Origin of the sequence: Aquitalea sp. ASV15, from assembly GCF_016429115.1 — a bacterium.
In the GTDB taxonomy this organism is placed as follows: Bacteria; Pseudomonadota; Gammaproteobacteria; order Burkholderiales; family Chromobacteriaceae; genus Aquitalea; species Aquitalea magnusonii.
In genome coordinates, this window is record NZ_JAELTZ010000021.1 from 1 (window position 1) to 20238 (window position 20238).

18 protein-coding genes are annotated in these 20238 nt (G+C 61.6%); 14 read left to right on the top strand and 4 right to left on the bottom strand.

Annotated features, from left to right (window positions below; genetic code table 11):
- Positions 1 to 733, bottom strand: a 733-nt coding sequence (locus JHD64_RS11210) for an alkaline phosphatase family protein (RefSeq protein WP_199053280.1), incomplete at its 3' end; no start/stop codon positions are given.
- Positions 734 to 809: 76 nt separating this feature from the next.
- Here JHD64_RS11210 and JHD64_RS11215 point away from each other — a divergent pair.
- On the top strand, positions 810 to 1157 hold the full coding sequence (locus JHD64_RS11215) for a YkgJ family cysteine cluster protein (RefSeq protein ID WP_059285096.1): 348 nt from the start codon (positions 810 to 812) through the stop codon (positions 1155 to 1157).
- A 229-nt stretch (positions 1158 to 1386) separates the two neighbouring features.
- Here JHD64_RS11215 and JHD64_RS11220 read toward each other — a convergent pair whose 3' ends face one another.
- Together JHD64_RS11220 and JHD64_RS11225 are read right to left on the bottom strand one after the other, a co-directional pair.
- The gene (locus tag JHD64_RS11220; RefSeq protein ID WP_199053281.1) at positions 1387 to 2568 is read right to left on the bottom strand and encodes an acetyl-CoA C-acetyltransferase; all 1182 of its coding nucleotides are present in this window, start codon (positions 2566 to 2568) and stop codon (positions 1387 to 1389) included.
- An 84-nt stretch (positions 2569 to 2652) separates the two neighbouring features.
- Positions 2653 to 4356, bottom strand: a complete 1704-nt coding sequence (locus tag JHD64_RS11225) for a PHA/PHB synthase family protein (RefSeq protein ID WP_370540953.1) — start codon at positions 4354 to 4356, stop codon at positions 2653 to 2655.
- A gap of 446 nt (positions 4357 to 4802) precedes the next feature.
- On the opposite strand from JHD64_RS11225, the gene JHD64_RS11230 reads away from it, so the two are divergent.
- The 3 genes from JHD64_RS11230 to JHD64_RS11240 are packed head-to-tail and all read left to right on the top strand — an operon-like array spanning position 4803 to position 7107.
- Entirely contained in the window at positions 4803 to 5456 is a 654-nt protein-coding gene (locus JHD64_RS11230) for a fumarylacetoacetate hydrolase family protein (protein ID WP_199053282.1), read from the top strand.
- Positions 5453 to 5860 (top strand): RNA-binding S4 domain-containing protein, encoded by a 408-nt coding sequence (locus JHD64_RS11235; protein ID WP_059285079.1) that lies wholly within the window; start codon positions 5453 to 5455, stop codon positions 5858 to 5860. Before JHD64_RS11230 ends, JHD64_RS11235 begins: the two co-directional genes overlap by 4 nt.
- A 56-nt stretch (positions 5861 to 5916) precedes the next feature.
- A complete protein-coding gene (locus JHD64_RS11240; RefSeq protein ID WP_199053283.1) occupies positions 5917 to 7107 on the top strand; it encodes an MFS transporter in 1191 nt (396 codons plus the stop codon).
- Here JHD64_RS11240 and JHD64_RS11245 read toward each other — a convergent pair.
- Entirely contained in the window at positions 7091 to 7873 is a 783-nt protein-coding gene (locus tag JHD64_RS11245) for a helix-turn-helix transcriptional regulator (RefSeq protein ID WP_199053284.1), read from the bottom strand. The two genes, JHD64_RS11240 and JHD64_RS11245, sit on opposite strands and share 17 nt — an antisense overlap.
- A 232-nt stretch (positions 7874 to 8105) precedes the next feature.
- Here JHD64_RS11245 and leuC point away from each other — a divergent pair, with 232 nt between their 5' ends.
- The 10 genes from leuC (at position 8106) to JHD64_RS21990 (ending at position 20110) form a co-directional block, all read left to right on the top strand.
- A complete protein-coding gene (gene leuC / locus JHD64_RS11250; protein ID WP_059285081.1) occupies positions 8106 to 9512 on the top strand; it encodes a 3-isopropylmalate dehydratase large subunit in 1407 nt (468 codons plus the stop codon).
- Between the two features lie 19 nt (positions 9513 to 9531).
- Entirely contained in the window at positions 9532 to 9669 is a 138-nt protein-coding gene (locus tag JHD64_RS11255) for an entericidin A/B family lipoprotein (protein ID WP_059285082.1), read from the top strand.
- Between the two features lie 83 nt (positions 9670 to 9752).
- A complete protein-coding gene (gene leuD / locus JHD64_RS11260) occupies positions 9753 to 10391 on the top strand; it encodes a 3-isopropylmalate dehydratase small subunit (RefSeq protein WP_199053285.1) in 639 nt (212 codons plus the stop codon).
- 15 nt (positions 10392 to 10406) lie between these two features.
- The gene (locus JHD64_RS11265; protein WP_199053286.1) at positions 10407 to 10967 is read left to right on the top strand and encodes a pyridoxamine 5'-phosphate oxidase family protein; all 561 of its coding nucleotides are present in this window, start codon (positions 10407 to 10409) and stop codon (positions 10965 to 10967) included.
- A 19-nt stretch (positions 10968 to 10986) separates the two neighbouring features.
- Positions 10987 to 11271 (top strand): hypothetical protein, encoded by a 285-nt coding sequence (locus tag JHD64_RS11270; RefSeq protein WP_059285084.1) that lies wholly within the window; start codon positions 10987 to 10989, stop codon positions 11269 to 11271.
- Between the two features lie 70 nt (positions 11272 to 11341).
- Complete coding sequence (leuB, locus tag JHD64_RS11275; protein ID WP_059285085.1) at positions 11342 to 12406, top strand: 3-isopropylmalate dehydrogenase; 1065 nt, start codon at positions 11342 to 11344, stop codon at positions 12404 to 12406.
- A 142-nt stretch (positions 12407 to 12548) separates the two neighbouring features.
- Positions 12549 to 13655 carry an aspartate-semialdehyde dehydrogenase gene (gene asd / locus JHD64_RS11280; RefSeq protein WP_082693311.1) on the top strand — a complete coding sequence of 369 codons (1107 nt, stop codon included), beginning with the start codon at positions 12549 to 12551 and terminating at the stop codon, positions 13653 to 13655.
- 136 nt (positions 13656 to 13791) lie between these two features.
- Positions 13792 to 14793 (top strand): aspartate-semialdehyde dehydrogenase, encoded by a 1002-nt coding sequence (locus JHD64_RS11285; RefSeq protein ID WP_199053287.1) that lies wholly within the window; start codon positions 13792 to 13794, stop codon positions 14791 to 14793.
- Between the two features lie 158 nt (positions 14794 to 14951).
- Positions 14952 to 17297: a FimV/HubP family polar landmark protein gene (locus JHD64_RS11290; RefSeq protein ID WP_199053288.1), complete on the top strand. Its 2346-nt coding sequence runs from the start codon at positions 14952 to 14954 to the stop codon at positions 17295 to 17297.
- 149 nt (positions 17298 to 17446) lie between these two features.
- Positions 17447 to 20110 carry a FimV family protein gene (locus tag JHD64_RS21990; RefSeq protein WP_233170448.1) on the top strand — a complete coding sequence of 888 codons (2664 nt, stop codon included), beginning with the start codon at positions 17447 to 17449 and terminating at the stop codon, positions 20108 to 20110.
- Positions 20111 to 20238: the final 128 nt, after the last annotated feature.

The window sequence follows — 20238 nt, forward strand, 5'->3', positions numbered from 1 at the left end:
GCGCGAACAGCGTGCGGACCGCCTGGCTTTGCGTGCCTTGGCGGTGCATCAGGCTGTCCAGTTGCGGCAGATACAGATAGTGGAAGCCTGGCCTGCCTGCTGTTTGCAGGCAGCTGGCCAGCCACTGGAAAGCCTCGTCCATGCTGCGGTAGCTGTGACGGTCGGCCGAGCCGGCATGGTGCAGGCTGTAGGGAGAATCGGCAATGTAGTGTGGCTGCAGTATCTGCACCTGGCGGCCAAGCTGCGGCAGCAGGGGCGGACAAACCAGCAGGCGACTGGCCAGTTGCTGCGGGGTACTGCTGCTGGCTGCCGGGTGGCGCACGGTGAGCGGCAGCGGGGCGACGATTTCTGCTGGTGCATTGCTGCCACTGTCGCTATACAAATGCCAACCCACCAGGCCATGGCTGGCGGGCGACTGGCCGGTCATCAGGCTGGTAATCGCCGCTGCGGTGGTGGCCGGAAAGACTGAAGTCAGCTTGGCAAGCTGATGTTGGTACAGCTGGCTGTGCGGCCCCAGTCTGGCCAGCTGCTGACTGCCCAGCCCGTCGATCAGGATCACTACCACATGGCGATGCCGGCCAATACCGGCCAGCCATGGTGGGCAGAGTTCCGGCATGCCGGTTTGTGGGCCGCCCAGTCCGGCGCTCAGGCTGGCGCACAGGTTGAGCAGGCTACCACCCTGATAATCAGGCCAGTAACTGCCGGGGCAGAGAGTGGAAAGCAAGGAGGGCATGCAAGGTTCGCAAGGCTGCTGAATTTCCCCCAGCTTACAGGCATACTGTGGCCTCTTGCATTTTCTGTTTTCCGCCATGTCCTCATCCGAGCAAAACATCTGTCAACGCTGCGGCGCTTGTTGCGCTGCATTTCGCGTCAGTTTTCATCATTCCGAGCTGGATAGTGAACCGGGTGGCCGGGTGCCGGCGCGTCTGGCCGATGAGGAAACCGCCAGCACGGTGCGCATGCGTGGAACCGATTATGCCCGCCCGCGCTGCATCGCCCTGATCGGCCGGGTGGGGGAGTCGGTCAGCTGTGGCATCTATAGCGAGCGGCCGTCTCCCTGTCGCGAATTCGGTGCGCGGGCCAGCATCGGAATCTACGAAACAGCATGTAACCGGGCGCGTGCCCAACATGGCTTGCCGCCATTGCAACTGGACTGAAGGCCGGTCATGTCGCACTAGGAAATTTCCCGACCGCATCTATGCTGAAGAAACCTTCCAGGCAGTATTGCAGAGCGGATTGTCTGGTGGTGCGAAGTCTCCACCTCGGTCAGCCAGCAGGGCGGTTGACCGAACCTGCCCCGGCCAGCGCGTCGGGGCTTTTTTGTGATGCGCCACAATGAAAAAACCGGGCGGAAGGCCCGGTTTGCAGTGCAGACAAGACAGCTGTTTACGGACGTTCCACTGCCAGTGCAACACCCATGCCGCCACCGATACACAGGGTAGCCAGGCCTTTCTTGGCATCACGACGCTGCATTTCGTGCAGCAGGGTAACCAGTACGCGGCAGCCGGATGCGCCAATCGGGTGACCCAGGGCAATGGCGCCACCATTGACGTTGACCTTGTCGGCAGACCAGCCCAGCTCGCGTGCCACACCCAATGCTTGTGCGGCAAAGGCTTCGTTGGCTTCCACCAGGTCCAGCTCTTCCACGGTCCAGCCAGCTTTTTCCACCGCCTTGCGGGTGGCGGCAACCGGGCCGATACCCATGATTTCCGGAGCGCAGCCGGTCAGGGCGTAGCCACGGATCACCGCCAGCGGCTTCAGCCCCAGCTGATCAGCCTTGGCGGCCGTCATCAGCATCACGGCAGCAGCGCCGTCATTGATGCCGGAAGCGTTGCCGGCAGTGACAGTACCGTCTTTCTTGAAGGCCGGGCGCAGCTTGGCCAGGGTTTCGGCGGTGGTGCCGGCCTTGATGTATTCGTCGGTATCGACGGCCACCGGATCGCCCTTGCGCTGCGGTACCAGTACCGGAACGATCTCATCCTTGAACTTGCCAGCCTTCTGGGCGGCTTCGGCACGATTTTGCGATGCCAGGGCCAGTGCGTCCTGCTCTTCGCGGCTGATGCCGTATTTCTCTGCCACGTTTTCGGCAGTGATGCCCATGTGGTACTGGTTGTACACATCGGTCAGACCGTCGGCCACCATGGTGTCCACCAGCTGGGCATTGCCCATGCGGAAGCCGTCACGCGAGCCCGGCAGGATGTGCGGCGACAGCGACATGCTTTCCTGACCACCGGCAATCACGATTTCGGCATCGCCATTGGCAATGGCCTGGGCAGCCAGATGCACGGCGCGCAGGCCGGAGCCGCACACCACATTGAGGGTGGTGGCCGGGGTGGAGATGGGCAAGCCAGCCTTGATCAGGGCCTGGCGGGCCGGGTTCTGGCCGACACCGGCGGTGAGCACCTGACCCAGAATCACTTCGCTGACGTCTTCCGGCTTGACGCCGGTCTGGGCCAGCAGGCCCTTGATGACGGTCGCGCCCAGTTCCGGAGCCGGAACCTTGGCCAGTGCACCACCAAAGCTGCCTACGGCAGTACGCAGGGCTGCAACAATTACGACATCTTGCATAGTTAATTCTCCGTTATGGTTTTGGGGTGGGGTGGCCCCTGTCTGGAGCCAGTGCCCGGCGTCCATGCGCCGGGCATCAGGTGATTATTGCAGGCTGGCTACCGTGCTGGGCATGGCCTTGGCCAGGACGTAAGTGCCAGGTGCGGCCACCAGCGCCGGGAACTCCTTGCTGCCGGCGGTCTTGGGGGCGGCAACCTTTTTGCCGGATTGCGGGGCCAGCCAGCTGTCCCAGTCTTTCCACCAGCTGCCCGGGCGGCTTTCCGCACCTTCCAGCCAGGCTTCCGGATCTTCCGGCAGGTTTTCATTCACCCAGTAGTTGCGCTTGTCCTTGGTCACCGGGTTGATGGAGCCGGCGATGTGGCCGGACGCACCCAGCACGAAGCGGCGCGACGGGGCACCGGTCAGGTACTTGATGCCGGAGAAGGCAGACTTCCACGGTACGATGTGGTCTTCGCGCGCGGCAAACACGTACAGCGGAATGTCCAGCTTGCTGATGTCGATGGGCACACCACACAGGGTGATGGCGTTTTTCTTCACCAGTGCATTGTTCAGGTAGAACTGGCGCAGGAAGAAGGTATGCATCGGCAGCGGCAGGTCGACGGCGTCGTTGTTCCAGTACAAGAGGTCGAACGGTGCCGGGGTCTTGCCCATCAGGTAGTTGTTGACCACGTAGTTCCATACCAGGTCGTTGGCGCGCAGGCTGGCAAAGGTACGGCCGATTTCCTTGCCGCTGATGATGCCGCCATGAGCCAGCTTGGCCTCACGGCTCTTGACCAGGTTTTCGTCGATGAACACCTTGATTTCGCCCGGATCTTCGTGATCGATCAGCGAGGTCATGAAGGTGGCGCTGTCGATCAGCTTGATGCCCTTGGCCTGCATCACGCACAGCGAGGTGTTGAGGATGACGCCGCCCACGCAGAAGCCCAGTGCATTCATGCTGGGCTGTTTGGTGATCTTCTTCACGGTCTCGGCCGCGGCGATCACGCCCTGCTCGATATAGCTTTCCCAGGTGAAATGCTTCATTTCCGGTACGGCCGAGCGCCAGCTGATCAGGAACACCTTGTAACCCTGGGCGACAAAGTGGCGCACCATGGAGTTGTCCGGCTGCAGGTCCATCAGGTAGTACTTGTTGATGCAGGGCGGCACGATCAGCAGCGGCTTTTCGTACACTTCGGCGGTGGTCGGCGTGTACTGGATCAGTTCGATCAGGTCGTTGCGGAAAATGACTTCGCCCGGGGTGGTGGCGATATTCTTGCCGATCTCGAACTTGCTTTCGTCCGACATCGAGATATGGCCCTTCTGGAAGTCCTCGGCCATGTTCTTCATGCCTTCCACCAGGCTTTCGCCCTTGGTTTCCAGCGCCCGCTTGATGACTTCCGGGTTGGTCAGCATGAAGTTGGTGGGGGCCATGGCATCCAGGTACTGACGGGTGGCAAAAGCCAGTTTTTCCTTGGATTCCTCTTCCAATTGCGCCTGGTCGACCAGCTCGGTCATCCATTTGGAAGTCTGCAGATAGCTTTGCTTGAGGAAGCTGTAGAAGGGATGCTCGTTCCATTCCGGCGCCGCGAAGCGACGGTCACCGGCCGCTGCGGCCGGGGCAGCGCCGGCGGCAGGAGCCTTCTGGCCCAGAAACTGCATCCACATATTCATCTGCTGCTGGTACAGATTGGTTTGCATGGCCAGCAGCTGATTGGTGTTGTTCACCATCTGGTTCCAGGCGCCGGAAATCGGATTGGCTGCCGCATCCAGCGGCATGCCTGCGGTCATCGAATTGACAAACTGCTGCATCCACTGCTGATTGGCCTCGGAGAGGCTGGAGAAGAAGCTCTCCAGGGAAGTGGTCGTGTCCTGAGTCAAGGTAAATCTCCTTAACATGCCGTGAGAGGTGGATGGATACGTCCTGCCCTGGCTGGTCGGGGGTGCCGCCGCCGGGGGGTACTCGCTGACTGTAACAGGACTGTATGACATTTTCACCGGGTGAAGGTAGGCCGGATGGAAAAAATCCACAGCAGGGGAAGGGCTGTTGCGGCGATGCACAAATCATGTCCATGTCCTTAACCCAATTGCCCCAAAGCATGGGCCCTGCTTACAGCTGGCGACAGTACCGGCAGAAACGCCAAGGTGCTGCATGCTAACAGAATACGCGCGCTAAATGACAAAAGGATAAATTGCGCATTAGCCCAAGCGGGGCTACATCTGGGATAATTGCGGTCCTGAACCGGGAGGATTTCACTATGGCAGTGGTCAGACTCAATGGCGTCGAGCAAGGTGTCGGCAATATTTTCTGCATCGGACGCAATTACGCCGCCCATGTGGCCGAACTGGGCAATCAGCAGGAAGAAGAACCGCTGGTGTTTCTCAAGCCCACTTCCGCTCTTACGCTGAGCGGGCAGGACATCGTGCTGCCAGCCTATTCTGCAGATGTTCACCATGAGTGTGAGCTGGTGCTGCTGATTGGCAAGGGTGGCAATGACATTCCCGAAGTAGACGCCTTGTCCCACATTGCCGGCCTCGGTATTGGCCTGGACCTGACGGCGCGCGATGTACAGAGCGAGGCCAAAAATGGCGGCAAGCCGTGGACCAAGGCCAAGGGTTTTCGCCATGCGGCCTGCGTGTCGGATTTTGTCGCGGCGGCGGCCGTCGAGGCCGGCCAGCCCTTCACCTTCAGCCTGCAAGTGAACGGCACTGTCCGCCAGCGCGGCGATACCAGCCTGATGCTGTTTCCGCTGGCCACCATCATCAGCTATCTGTCACGGATTTATGGCTTGTCCGACGGTGACCTGATCTATACCGGTACCCCGCAGGGCGTGGCAGCGCTGCGGCCGGGCGATGCCGTGCGGGCGCAGCTGGATGGCCTGGTGACTGCCGAGTGGACGGTGGCAGCATGAGCCGGCCAACCCAGGCAGAAGACGATGACAAGGTGCGGCTGGACAAGTGGCTGTGGGCTGCCCGTTTTTACAAAACCCGCCAGCTGGCGCACGAGGCGCTGGAGCTGGGGCGGGTGCTGGTGAATGGCGAGCGGGTCAAGGCTTCGCGCATTGTGCGTGAAGGCGATGCCTTGCTGCTGCGTATCAACCAGCTGGAATACCATGTCACCGTGTTGCAGCTGGCCACCCAGCGCCGGCCAGCCAAAGAGGCGGTGTTGCTCTACCGTGAAGACGAGGCGGGGCGGCAGGCACGCGAAGAGCGCATGCTGCTGCTCAAGGCCGAACATGCCAGTTTTCCGCATGGCGACGGCCGACCCACCAAGAAAGCCCGGCGCGATATCACGCGCTTCAAGGGCACCCTGTAATCGCGAGTACACCATGCCGGGCCGGCATGGTGTGTTGCCTGTCTGATTGTGCTCTGATGTCCGCTCCATCTGCTGTTTCCGGTGTTGCCACCCCTTCGCTGCGACCGTTTGCGCTGTTCTATTTTGCCTATTTCGCCTTTCAGGGCCTGTTCGGGCCGTTCTGGGGCCTGTATCTGGAGTCCCTGTCCTTCTCGGCATTGCAGATTTCCGTGCTGATGGCGCTGTCCACGCTGGCGCGTATTGCCGCACCCGGTTTCTGGGGCTGGTTGGCCGACCGCCAGGGACGTCGCCGCGCCATCATCATCAGCACTTCGCTGTGCTCGGCACTGGCTTTTGCCTTTGTCGGACTGGGGCAGGGCTTCTGGTGGATTTTCATCAGCCTGGCTGTGTCGCACTTTTTCTGGGCCGGCGCCTTGCCGCTGGTCGAGGCCAGTACCGCCTACCTGACACGGGCACAGCCTGGGCGCTACAGCCGGGTGCGGGTATGGGGGTCGATCGGCTTTGTCTGCCTGTCCATGGTGGGCGGCTATGTGCTGGATCTGATTCATCTGGCCAATCTGCCGTGGGCGCTGCTGTGCTTGCTGGTGCTGATTGTGCTGGCCGGCTGGCTGGTGCCGGATGTGACTGCGCAGCGCGAGCAGGCGGCTGTCGCGCCCATCTGGCACACGCTGCGCCAGCCCAGGGTGCTGGCGCTCTTCGGGTGTTGCTTCCTGATGGCGTATGCGCACGGGCCTTATTACACCTTTTACTCCATCGGTCTGCGCCATGCCGGCTACGACAAGGGGGCCATCGGCCTGTTGTGGTCGGTGGGGGTGATCAGCGAAATCCTGGTATTCCTGTTGATGCCGCGCATCATGGGCCGCTTTTCGCTGGAGCGGCTGATGCTGGTGTCCTTGCTCACCGCGGTGTTGCGCTTCCTGCTGATTGCCACGGTGGTCGGGCATCCGGCATGGGCGGTTCTGGCGCAAAGCATGCATGCGCTGACTTTTGGCCTGCATCACGCCACCTCGGTCGGGCTGATTCACCGCTTGTTTGCCGAACAGCACCAGGGCCGGGCGCAGGGGCTGTACATCATCGCCTCCTTCGGCATTGGCGGCAGCACCGGCGGGCTGGTGGGCGGCCTGTTGTGGCCGCATGGCGGCATGCTGCCCACCTTTGGCATGTCGGTGCTGGCGGCGGCGCTGGGTGTGCTGCTGTGCTGGCGCTATTTGCGGCCCCAGCCGGCAAGGCTTACTGCAGCAGCATGATGAGCTTCAGTTCGGGCGAGGCCGCCAGATTGAGTGTCAGTTGCTGGTAGACCAGCCGGCCACGCTGCGGATGGTTGAAGGCGCGCTCGCCGCCTTCGCGGCCTTGCACATCGTGTTGTTGCCACAAGCTGTCGAACTCGGCGCTGCCCAGGCGCAGCGTGTCCACCCATTGCTGGATGGTGCTTTCCTCCAGCCGCTCGCCGGCATCCGCGCGAAATTCCGCCACCATGCGCCGGGCCCGGGTCGGCCAGTCTTCCACCAGCAGGCGCGAGGCCGGCTGCAGGAACATGAAATCCAGCAGATTGTGCCGCGCCAGCGGCTGGTCCAGCCAGCCACAGAACAAATCCTGCGCCAGGGCATTCCAGGCCAGGGCATTCCAGTGGCCATCCAGCACATAGGCGGGGCTGGTGATCACGCTGACGGCTGCAGCCAGTGCCTCGCGTGCCTGCGGATTGCGCTCGGCCGGCCGTTCCTGCGGGTTTTTCAGCCCGGCCAGCTTGAACAGATAATCACGTTCGGCATGGGTCAGCAGCAGGGCATCGGCCAGCCGCGACAGCGTGGGTGCCGATACCGACTGGCTGCGGCCTTGTTCGATCCAGGTCAGCCAGGTGGGGCTGATGCCGCACAGGGCGGCCACTTCCTCGCGCCGCAAACCCTTGGCGCGACGGCGCACCCCGGCGGGCAGGCCGGCTTGTTGCGGGCTGAGGCGCTCGCGGTGGGCGCGGATGAATTCACCCAGCGGGCTGCTGGTCTTGCTGCTGCTCATGCGGTTTCCCTTTGAAGACAAGCTCAACGTGGTAGTGCCAGTACTAGTATAAATGCTTATCTTGTACTAGGAAAAAAGCTGAGACATGATGTCAGGCAACAGCAAGCATCATCACGGCTGCCAGATGCATGAGGCCGGGCTCATCCGCCTTGTAGTGCGCGCTGGCAGCGTGACAGAATGACTGCAAATCCGGCAAACCGGCGGCGCTGCCGCCATCAACGAGCAGGAAGCCATGACAGCACAAACTCTTTACGACAAGCTCTGGTCCAGCCATGTAGTGCGGGAAGAGGCCGACGGCACCGTACTTCTGTATATCGATCGCCACCTGGTGCATGAAGTCACCAGTCCGCAAGCCTTTGAAGGGCTGAAACTGGCCGGGCGCGGCCTGTGGCGGGTCGATTCGGTGGTGTCCACTGCCGACCACAATACCCCGACCGACCATTGGGACGAAGGCATCAAGGACCCGATCTCGCGCCAGCAGGTAGAAACCCTGGACGCCAATATCAAGTCCTTTGGCGCGCTGGCTTACTTCCCGTTCAAGGACAAGGGGCAGGGCATCGTGCATGTGATGGGGCCGGAGCAAGGTGCCACCCTGCCGGGCATGACCGTGGTCTGTGGCGACAGCCATACCTCCACCCATGGTGCTTTCGGCGCACTGGCGCACGGCATCGGCACCTCGGAAGTGGAGCACGTCATGGCCACCCAGTGTCTGGTAGCCAAGAAATCCAAGAACATGCTGGTGAAAGTGAATGGCCCGCTGGCAGCCGGCATCACCGGCAAGGATGTGGCGCTGGCCATCATCGGCAAGATCGGTACTGCTGGCGGCACCGGCTATGCCATCGAATTCGGTGGCGAAGCCATTCGCAGCCTGTCGATGGAAGGCCGCATGACCTTGTGCAATATGGCCATCGAAGCCGGCGCCCGCTCCGGCATGGTGGCGGTGGATGACAAGACCATCGACTACGTCAAGGGCCGCCCGTTTGCCCCTGGCGTGGCCGACTGGGATGCCGCCGTGGCCTACTGGAAAACCCTGCACTCGGATGAGGGCGCGCATTTCGACGCTGTTGTCGAGCTGGATGCCAGTGAAATCAAGCCGCAAGTCACCTGGGGCACCTCGCCGGAAATGGTCACCGACATCGATGGCAGCGTGCCGGACCCGGCCGCCGAAGCCGATCCGGTCAAGAAGGGCAGTATTGAACGCGCACTGTCCTATATGGGCCTGACCGCCAATACCCCGGTGAAAGACATTCCGGTCGACATCGTGTTTATCGGCTCCTGTACCAACTCCCGTATCGAAGACCTGCGCGAAGCTGCTGCGGTAGCCCGTGGCCGTAAAAAGGCCGCCAGTGTGAAGCAGGTGCTGGTGGTGCCGGGTTCCGGCCTGGTCAAGGCCCAGGCTGAAGCCGAAGGGCTGGACAAGATTTTCATCGAGGCCGGTTTCGAATGGCGTGAGCCGGGTTGCTCCATGTGTCTGGCGATGAATGCCGACCGCCTGCAACCGGGCGAGCGTTGCGCCTCTACCTCGAACCGCAACTTCGAAGGCCGTCAGGGCCAGGGTGGACGTACCCATCTGGTGAGCCCGGCCATGGCTGCCGCGGCGGGCATTGCCGGTCATTTTGTTGATATCCGTAGCCTGTAAGTACGAGAGGAGTTCCGATATGAAACAGTGGTTGCTGATTGTACTGGCGACATTGGCCCTCACTGCCTGCAATACCATGCGTGGCATAGGCCAGGATGTTTCCAAGGGTGGGCAGGCGATTGAAAACGCCGCCAAGGATGTTTCCAATAAAATGTAGATTGGCCAAAGCGCGGGGCAAACCGTTGCTCCGCCTTGCCGAATACAAGCGATGGGCTTTGCTGCCCGTGAAATGGCATAGCGATGAAAGCATTTACTACCCTGAGCGGACTGGTTTGTCCGCTTGACCGCGCCAATGTTGATACCGACGCGATCATCCCCAAGCAGTTTCTGAAATCGATCAAGCGTTCCGGCTTTGGCCCCAACCTGTTCGACGAGTGGCGCTATCTGGACCACGGCGAACCGGGCATGGACAACAGCGTGCGCCCGCTCAATCCGGATTTCGTGCTGAACTTCCCGCGCTACCAGGGGGCACAAGTGCTGTTGGCGCGTGAAAACTTCGGCTGTGGCTCCAGTCGCGAACATGCGCCGTGGGCGCTGGATGACCAGGGCTTCCGCGTGGTGATCGCCCCCAGCTTTGCCGACATCTTCTTCAATAACTGCTACAAGAACGGCCTGCTGCCGATTGTTCAGCCGGCCGAGGTGGTGGATCAGTTGTTCCGCGAATGTGAAGCGCAGGAAGGCTATACCCTGACCGTGGATCTGGCGGCGCAAACCATCACTACCCCGACGGGGCAGGTGTTCAGCTTCGACATCACCGAGCACCGCAAGCACTGTCTGCTGGGTGGCCTGGATGAAATCGGCCTCACCTTGCAGCATGCCGAGCAGATCAAGGCCTACGAGGCGGCGCGCCGTCAAGCACAGCCCTGGTTGTTTGCCTGACAAGAGGACCGCCTAATGGGACAGCGTTACCCGGCACTGAATGATGGCCATGTCCGTTTCATCGAAGAGCAGCACCTGTTTTTCGTGGCGACAGCCATGGCGGACGGTCGGGTCAACCTGTCCCCCAAGGGCATGGACGCCTTGCGGGTACTGTCGCCGGAGCGGGTGCTGTGGCTGAATGTCACCGGCAGCGGTAATGAAACGGCGACACACCTGCAACACAACCCGCGCATGACCCTGATGTTCTGCGCCTTTGCTGGCAAGCCGTTGATCCTCCGCCTGTATGGTCAGGCCAGGGCCATCCACCAGGGCGATGCCGAGTGGGAGGCGCTGGCGGCCTTGCTCCCCGCCTTGCCCGGTGCGCGCCAGCTATTTGACCTGACCGTGGAGCTGGTGCAGTCATCCTGCGGCATGTCGGTGCCATTCATGGATTACCAGGGCGAGCGCGAACAGCTGAATGACTGGGCGAAAGCCAAAGGCCCGGAAGGCATTCGGCAGTACTGGCAGGACCGCAACCAGACCAGTCTGGATGGCGTGGCCAGCGGAATTGTGGAAAAGAGTCGCCAGCAGCGCTGACGGGGAGGGGGAGCACAAAATGCGAGCCAATATGGGGTTTCTGTATCGCCATCTGCTGCTCACCTTTGTCCTGCTGGGCCTGAGTTTTTTAATGTTTGGCGCAGCCACCGTCAATCTGGCCATCTTGCTGAACCTGAACATCCATTTGTGGCTGGATGTAGGCTGGCAGGCTGCCATGGATGGGGCCCTGAGCCAGTTATTGCAACTGCTGGGGCTGGGGTATGCCGCCATGCTGATGTATATCGTGTTCAAATGCTGTGAGCGGGTGCTGGTGGAGAGCCTCACCCGGCGGCATGACAATTAGACGGAGTGGGCAGTGCCGGGCCGCCCCCGGACTTGTCCGTCAATAATCCAGGGATAAAGAAGGAATCATCATGAAAATCGCCGTATTGCCGGGTGACGGCATTGGTCCGGAAATCATTGCCCAGGCACGCCGCGTGCTGGACGTGCTGCGTCAGGATGGCCTGCCCATCGAGCTGGAAGAAGCCCCGCTGGGCGGTGCCGGCTACGATGCCTATGGCGTGCCGTATCCGGAATTCACCCAGAATCTGTGCCGCGCAGCCGACGCCGTATTGCTGGGCGCCGTGGGCGGCCCGCAATATGACAAGCTGGATCGCCCGCTGCGCCCGGAGCGCGGCCTGCTGGCCATCCGCAAGGACCTGAACCTGTTTGCCAACCTGCGCCCGGCCATCCTGTATCCGGAGCTGGCCAATGCCTCCACGCTGAAGCCGGAAGTGGTGTCGGGCCTGGACATCATGATCGTGCGCGAACTCACCGGTGACATCTACTTCGGCCAGCCGCGCGGCATTGCCGTCAATGAACTGGGCGAGCGCGAAGCCTACAACACCATGCGCTACAGCGAGAGCGAAATCCGCCGCATCGCCCATGTGGCCTTTGGCATCGCCATGAAGCGCAACAAGAAGCTGTGTTCGGTGGACAAGGCCAATGTGCTGGAAACCACCGAGTTCTGGAAAGAAATCATGATCGACGTGGCGCGCGACTACCCGCAGGTGGAGCTGAGCCATATGTATGTGGACAATGCCGCCATGCAGCTGGTGCGCAATCCCAAGCAATTCGACGTGATGGTGACCGGCAATATCTTTGGCGACATCCTGTCCGACGAAGCCTCCATGCTCACCGGCTCCATCGGCATGCTGCCATCGGCCTCGCTCGACCAGAACAACAAGGGCCTGTACGAGCCTTCGCATGGTTCTGCCCCGGACATCGCCGGCAAGAACCTGGCCAATCCGCTGGCCACCATCCTGTCGGCCGCCATGATGCTGCGCTACACCTTTGCCCAGGAAGAAGCCGCCCAGCGTGTGGAAAATGCCGTCAAGACCGTACTGGCCCAGGGCTACCGTACCGGTGACATCTTCGAGGCCGGCTGCGAGAAAGTCAGCTGCTCCGGCATGGGCGATGCCGTGGTGGCGGCGCTGTAAAAAAAACTTCACCCGGATAGGGTTGACCCCATTGCCTCCTGCGCTATCGCGCTGCACAATGGAGTAATAAAAATACTTGGCCCGCTAACGCTTGCGTTGACGGGCCAATCGCAACTTTAGAGACAGATCCCAGGAGAAACCCGTGAAAGTAGGCTTTGTAGGCTGGCGTGGCATGGTTGGTTCCGTGCTGATGCAACGTATGCGTGAAGAGAACGATTTCGCTGTCATCAACGAACCGGTGTTCTTCACCACTTCCAATGTCGGCGGCAAGGGCCCGGACATCGGCCGTGACGTACCGGCATTGAAAGACGCCAAGAACATCGACGAACTGAAGGCCATGGATGCCATCGTCACCTGTCAGGGCGGCGACTACACCAGCGACATCTATCCGAAACTGCGTGCTGCCGGCTGGAATGGCTACTGGATCGACGCCGCTTCCACCCTGCGCATGGCTGACGATGCCGTCATCGTGCTGGACCCGGTCAACCGCAACGTGATTGACAGCGCACTGGCCAAGGGCGTGAAAGATTATATCGGCGGCAACTGTACCAACTCCATCATGCTGATGGGTATGGGCGGTCTGTTCCGCGAAGGTCTGGTGGAATGGGTTTCCTCCATGACCTACCAGGCTGCTTCCGGCGGTGGTGCCAACCACATGCGCGAGCTGATCAAGGGCATGGGCGTGGTACACGCTGCCGTGGCCGACGAGCTGGCTACCCCGTCTTCCGCCATTCTGGAAATCGACCGCAAGGTGGCTGCCGCCATCCGCGAAGACGTGCCGACCGAATTCTTTGGCGCACCGCTGGCTGGTGGTCTGATCCCGTGGATCGACAAGCAGCTGGATAACGGCCAGTCCAAGGAAGAATGGAAGGGCCAGGCCGAGGTCAACAAGATCCTGGGTACCGACGCCACCATTCCGGTGGACGGCCTGTGCGTGCGCATCGGCGCCATGCGTTGCCATAGCCTGGCACTGACCGTGAAACTGAAAAAAGACCTGCCGCTGGCAGAAATCGAAGCCATCATCAAGTCCGGCAACGACTGGGTGAAGTGGGTGCCGAACGACCGCGAAATCAGCGTCAAGGAACTGACCCCGGCCGCCATCACCGGTGGCCTGGAAGTCGGTGTTGGTCGCGTGCGCAAGCTGAACATGGGTGGCGAATACCTGTCGGCCTTCGTCATCGGTGACCAGCTGCTGTGGGGTGCGGCCGAACCGCTGCGCCGCATGCTGCGCATCCTGATCGAGCGCTGATTCAGCTTGAAATAGACTTAAGGCTTTAACCGGACTGTCGCCGGAATCGACTACACTGCAAAGGGCGCCTTAACGCGCCCTTTGCTTTTGGCTGAGGTACAATCAGCCTTTTCCAAGAATGTAAGGATTTATTCGGATGATGCAGCTTGCTGTGGTAGGTGCCGCTGGCCTGGTCGGCCAATCTGTTCTCGAACTGCTGGCCCAGCGCCAGTTCCCGGCGGAGCGGGTGTTTGCCGTGGATGGCCCGGAGCATGAAGCGTCTACCGTCAGCTATGGCAATCTGGAACTGGATATCCGTCAGCTGGATGAATTCGGTTTCGAGAATGTGGCGCTGGCCATCTTTGTCGCCGGCAGCGATGTGGCGCGCGAATATGTTCCGCAAGCCCGCGCCGCCGGTGTGACCGTGATTGACTTCAGCGATGCCTACCGGCTGGATGCGGAAGTGCCGCTGGTGGTGCCGTCTGTCAATGGCGACCAGCTGCAAGATCTGGAAGCCGGTGCGCTGGTGGCTGCGCCCAACTGCACCGTCACGCCGCTGGCCATGGCGCTGCGTCCCTTGCTGCCCTTGCAGCCCAAGCGTCTGACCGTGGCAACTTACCAGTCGGTTTCCGGCGCGGGTCAAAAGGCGCTGGAAGAACTGGCCGAGCAAACCACCGCCTTGTTCTCGCAACGCGAATCGGAAAATGTCGTATTTGAAAAGCGTATCGCCTTTAATGTGCTGCCGCAGATTGGTGCACTGGATGAAGACGGTATGGCCGAAGAAGAGCGTTCGATCGTGCTGGAATTGCGTCGCCTGTTGCAACAGCCGCAATTGCCGATTGAGGCCAGCGCAGTGCGTGTGCCGGTTTTCTTCGGACACGCCTGGGCGGTCAGCCTGGAAGTCGCTGCCGATATTGATCTGGTGCAAGTCAGAAACCGTCTGTTGGCGGCAGGATTGCAATGCGTCACCGCCGAGCAGCACGGCGGTTATATTACGCCAATGGAAGCAACCGGTAATGACGGCATATGGATCAGCCGCCTGCGCAAAACCGCAAATACCATTCAGTTCTGGCTGGCGGCAGATAATGTCCGTGTCGGTGCCGCATTGAATTGCGTGCTGGTTGCCGAGGCCATGTATAAAGCAGGCGTGTTTGAATAAGAATAAATGTAAAGCCCCGGTTCATCCGGGGTTTTGTTGTTATGTAATCTAGCTAAAAGCTTGGCTAGGGCCTAAGATGGCACTAGTTGCCAGCTCTTTGCCTGCGAGGGCAAACCGAGCGAATAAGATCAAGATAAATAAGTGCCGGAAGGTAGACTGTGAATAATCAGGCAAAATTCAAGCTGAGCGTGCTGGCGGTAGCGGTGGTTTGCTCGGCAAATGTATGGGCCGGACTTGGCAGGATCAATGTGCGATCCTTCCTGGGGGAAACCTTTCACGCGGACATCGAGCTGACCGGGGTGCGCTCGAACGAACTGGAAGGCGCCCGCGTCGGCCTGGCCAGTCCCGATACCTTCCGTGACCTGAATGTCGATTATGCCAGCACCATGTCGGCACTGCGCTTTCAGCTGGCGCCCTCGGCACATGGTGCCATTGTTCGCGTCAGCTCTGCCGTACCCATCAATGATCCCTATTTGCGCTTTGTGGTAGAGGCCAAAACCAGCTCCGGCCGCTCGGTGCGCGAATATACCGTGCTGCTCGATCCGGCCAGCTATAATGCGCCGGCATCCAAATCCATCGTGCAGGATGTACCGCAATATGCCGATGAAAACCTGTCCAGCCGTTACCAGGGCAAGACGGGCAAGGCCAGCCGCAATGCCGGCCGTGGCGTACTGCAGACCCGTACCGGCTCTACCCTGCGCGGCATGGCCGCCAAGGCCGTCCCGCCGGGCGCCACGCTGGAGCAGACCATGGCCGCACTGGTACAGGCCAATCCGCATGCTTTCAGCGATGGCAATCCCAATACGCTGAAGTCGGGCGTAACCCTGAAAATTCCGCCCGCCGCCAAGATCAAGTCGCTATCTGCAGCACGGGTCAATGCCATCCTGCATCCCGACGGTGCAGCGGCAGAGGCCAAGTCGCCAGCGCACGGCCAGGGTGAGGATGTGCTCAAGGTGCTGCCGCCGGATGCCCCGGCCAGCCAGTCCAGCGCCAAGCTTTCCGTACTGGAACAACAGGTTTCCGCGCGTGAACAATCCCTGAAGGACGCCGAGGCCCGCATCTCGGCCCTCGAGCAGCAGCTCAAGGCCATGCAAAGCGGCAAGCCGCAGGCCTCCCAGCCGCAGGCCGAACCCCTTGCTGCCGCTTCGAGTCCGGCCACCGCTGCACCGCCGCAGCCGGCCAGCATGCCGCTTGCCGAAGCTGCCCCTGCAGCAAAACCTGCCGTGGTACACAAGCCGCTGGCACCTCCGCCTCCGCCCCCCCCGCCAGAGCCTTCCCTGCTGGACCGGCTCATCGACAACCTGCCGCTGGTTGGTGGCGGCGTGGCCGGTGTCGGCCTGCTGGGGCTGCTCGGCGCATTGATTGCCCGCCGCCGCAAGGCGGGCACCGCCACTTCGCTACAGCTGTCCACCCAGACCAATAACGCCGTGCTGGGACGGAACGCAGTCGGCAGTGGCCCGCACACCGTCAGTGGCGCTCATTCCTTCATGACCAATTTCACCCAGGCATCGGGTGATATCGATGCTGCCGAAGTCGATCCGGTGGCCGAGGCCGAGGTATACATGGCCTACGGGCGCGACGCACAGGCCGAAGAAATCCTCAAGGATGCCCTGGCCAAGGATCCGTCACGACAGGAAGTGCGCCAGAAATTGCTTGAACTGTATGCGGCACGCCCGGATGCGGCCAATTTCGAAAAGCTGGCACGCGAGTTCCATGCCACGACTGATGGCAAGGGCCAGGCCTGGGCCAGAGTGGCCGCCATGGGCCTGGGCATTGACCCGACCAATGCGCTGTACCAGCTGCCGGAAGACGCCGCCCCGGTGGAAAGTCCTGCCGCCGTTGACGACGGCATCATCGATCTGGATCGTGAGTTGTTTGGCGATCTGCAGGCAGAGCCAGCCCAGGCGCCCGCTACGCTTGAGCCGGAACCGGCGGCAGATCCCTTGCGCGCAGCCTTGTTCGAAGAAGAAGCCCCCGCAGCCGAGCCGGCCCTGGCCGAAGCCAATATGCTGGATTTTGATCTGGATGCCGAACTGGCTGCCGCGCCGCAGGCCGAGCCGGTTGCCACGCCAAGCCCGGCCGAACCGGCCGCGGCGGAGAGCAATTTGCTGGATTTCGATTTCAACCTGGATGGTCTGGCGGCTGAAATGGCTGCCGACAATCATGGCCAGCCGGAAACCGGCACCCTCGAGCTGCCGGCCTCTGCGGCCAGCACGGATGGTTTTGAATCGCTGTACGAAGACATGGTGGCGGCCACACCGGCCGCTGCACCGGCAGCCAGTGCTGCCGCCGTGGCCGCGCCTGCAGCTGAACCCGCCCCGGTAGTGGCCGAAGGCATGACCCTGCTGGATGATCCTTTGTCCACCAAGCTTGATCTGGCCAAGGTCTATCTGGACATGGGCGACCGTGATGGTGCCCGGGAAGTGTTGCAGGATCTGGTTGGAGAAGCACACGGAAGTTTGAAAGAGGAAGCCCAGGCTTTGCTTACCAAAATCAGCAGCTGATGCCGAGCTTGTCGATCAGGTCCAGTTTTGTGGTGCCAGCCGCGCTGTTTTGCAATATTGTCGGTTTTACTATTGAATGGCACACGTTTTAGCCGGGTAGTTCATTAGCAATAAAACCTGCCTTAGCAGGAATCGGGGAAGTCCAGATCATGGCTTCAAAACATAGCATGACCTTGCTCGCCATCTTGTTGGCCGGCATGGGCTCTGCAGGATCGGCCTTCGCCGGCCTGGGGCCGATTCATGTCCTGTCTTCGGAAGGTCAGCCTTTTGAAGCGGAAATTCCCGTGGTGGACGAAGAGCCGCAAGGGAATGTGCTGGTCAGCCTGGCTGATCGCAACAAATATCCGCTGGTGTCGACATATAGCCAGTCGGCGCCGGTGCTGAAGTTTTCCGCCATCCGCAAGCCGGATGGCGGTATCCAGAAGATCCTGGTCAAGGGGCCCAGCCATTTCGATGAGCCCTTGCTGCGTTTCGCGGTGGAAATGAGCTGGCCGGCCGGCCGCCTGGTGCGGGAGTTCGAGGTCGATTACCTGCGGGATGGCCCGCCGCGCAAGGACAAACAGCCGGTTCATGACGACACGGTCAAGAAAAACGTCGTCTCGCCAGACCAGATGCCCCGTCTGAGCAGCCTGGGCCTGGGTGAACTCAAGGTTAAATCCAAACTGGGCGAGCCACTGGTGGCCGAGCTGGAATTGTTCGGTACGGCAGTCAAGCAGACAGACAATGTCAGGGTGGCGCTGTCTGCAGATAGCCTGCAGGGTGCGCCCAGCGGCGAGCAGTTGCAGCTGATTGCCTCCATCTCGCACCAGATCAGCAAGTCGCCAGCCGGCAAATCCATGCTGTTGCTGCGCAGCAGCCAGCCGATGAACGACCCGGTGCTGGCTTTCCGCCTGGAAGTCGGTGCCGGCAATGTCCATGCGCAGAAACATTACAATCTGTTGCTGGATCCCAATGGCTACACCGTTGAAGAGCGTGCCGTCGACTCCGTTGGTGTGCGCAAGAACGTGCATGGCGCAGACAAGGTGCAACCGCTGAAGGTGTACCGGGTTCTGCATGGCGATACCTTGTCGCTGATCGCCGCCAGGGTAAAGGGTGCCGGCAGTCAGGCCGATGTCGCCAGACGCTTGTATCGGAGTAATCCGGATGCGTTCATCGCGGGGGATGTCAATCGCCTGCGCGCGGGGGCGGCCCTGAAATATCCGGCCGACTGGCGTCTGGCTGCGGATAATGCCCAGAGCAGTGTCGCGCAGCCTGCTGCAGCCCCGGAACCGCCGGCGCCGGCAGTCAAGGCCCCGGCCAAGCCGGATGCCGTCGCCACCCTCAAACCCATGAGCAAGCCGGTGGCCGAAGCAGCGCATGCAGCGGCCAAGCCGGCAGCCTCGGCACCCCAGGTGACTGCGGTCAAGGCCGTGGCCGCCGGTGGGGCTGAAGCTGCGCAGGAAGATCGCCTGAAGACCATTCTGCAAAAACAGGATCAGGCCTTGCTGCAGGCCCAGCAAAAGGCGCTGGAGCTGGAGCAGAAAATCCGCAATCTGCAAATTGCCAAAGCCGCAGCAGCCAGCACGGCTGCTGGCGAAACCCATGCTGCGGCCAGCCAGCCCGCGGTGGCTGCTGTTGCCAGTCAGCCAGCCGTCGCCGTAGTGGCCGTCGCCAGCCAGCCGGTCGCTGCCGTGGCATCGGCACCGGCAGCGCAGCCGGTGAAACCGGCCGAGCCGGCTCATCCGCCGGTCAAGGCAGCGCCGCCCAAGCCCGCAGTCGAGGCTGCGCCAGCGCCATCCATGGTGGATGATGTGCTGGACAGCCTGCGCAATAGCGGTGCGCTGATGTATGGCGGCGCCGCCGCCGCTGTCGGCCTGGGTGCGCTGCTGGTGGCACAGCGCCTGCGCCAGCGCAAGGCCGCCGAATCGGCGGGCAAGCCTGCGAGCAAGGCGGCTGCGGATAATGCCTCCATGCTGACCATGGGGCCGTTGACCACGCTGATGAGTGGCATCAAGCGCGGGGAAGGGATTGATCTGGCTTCGGTCGACCTGATTGCCGAGGCGGAGGTTTACCTTGCCTACGGTCGCATCGACCAGGCGCTGGAAATCCTGCGTGAAGGTCTGGTGCGCGAACCGATGCGGCAGGATCTGCGCTACAAGCTGCTGGAAGTATTGGCGATGCAGCCGGACAAGGACGGCTTCATCGCCGAAGCGACCACGGCGCGGGGTATTTTCGGCAAGGACAGCACCCTGTGGATGCGGGTGTGCGAACTGGGCCGCACGCTGGCACCGGAGCATCCGCTGTTTGATGCCAAGCCGGTCCCGGCCGCCTCGCCGCTCGACCTGGAGCCGGTGCGCGTCAATTCCGCTGCCGCGGCCGCGGCCCCGGCCGCGATGGCCGAGGCGCTGCCGCAGCATGTGCCACCGCTGGATCTGGCTGCCGAGCTGGGGGCGCTTGAGCCCGAGCCGGAAGCGCCATTGGCCATGGATTTCCTCGACAAACCATCCGCCGGGCCCGCGCCGCTGCCGCCGGCTGCCGAGCCCAATCCGGCCTTGAGCGGCCTGGATGCCTTTGCCTCGCTGGGTGAGCAGGAGCTGGAAAATGCGGTAAAGCAGGCGCCCGAGCCCATGTTGAGCATGGATTTCCTGTCTGACCTGCCGGAATCGGTCAAGGTGGATCCACCGCCGCCGCCGGCATCGCCAGCGCCGGCCGCAGCCCAAGGCAAGGCGCAGTCCGAGGCCAATGACAAGATGGAACTGGCCAAGCTTTACCTGGAAATGGGTGACAAGGAAACGGCAGCAGCCTTGATGAAGGAAGCCGGCCAAACCGTGTAGTGCGGACGGCCAGGCCATGCAAAACGGGGGAGCCAATGCTCCCCCGTTTTGCATGGTCCGCTGCCACGGGGATTATTTTGTGCTGCTGTCGCCGCGCGGCGGCAGGCTTATCATGCAAGACGGCATGG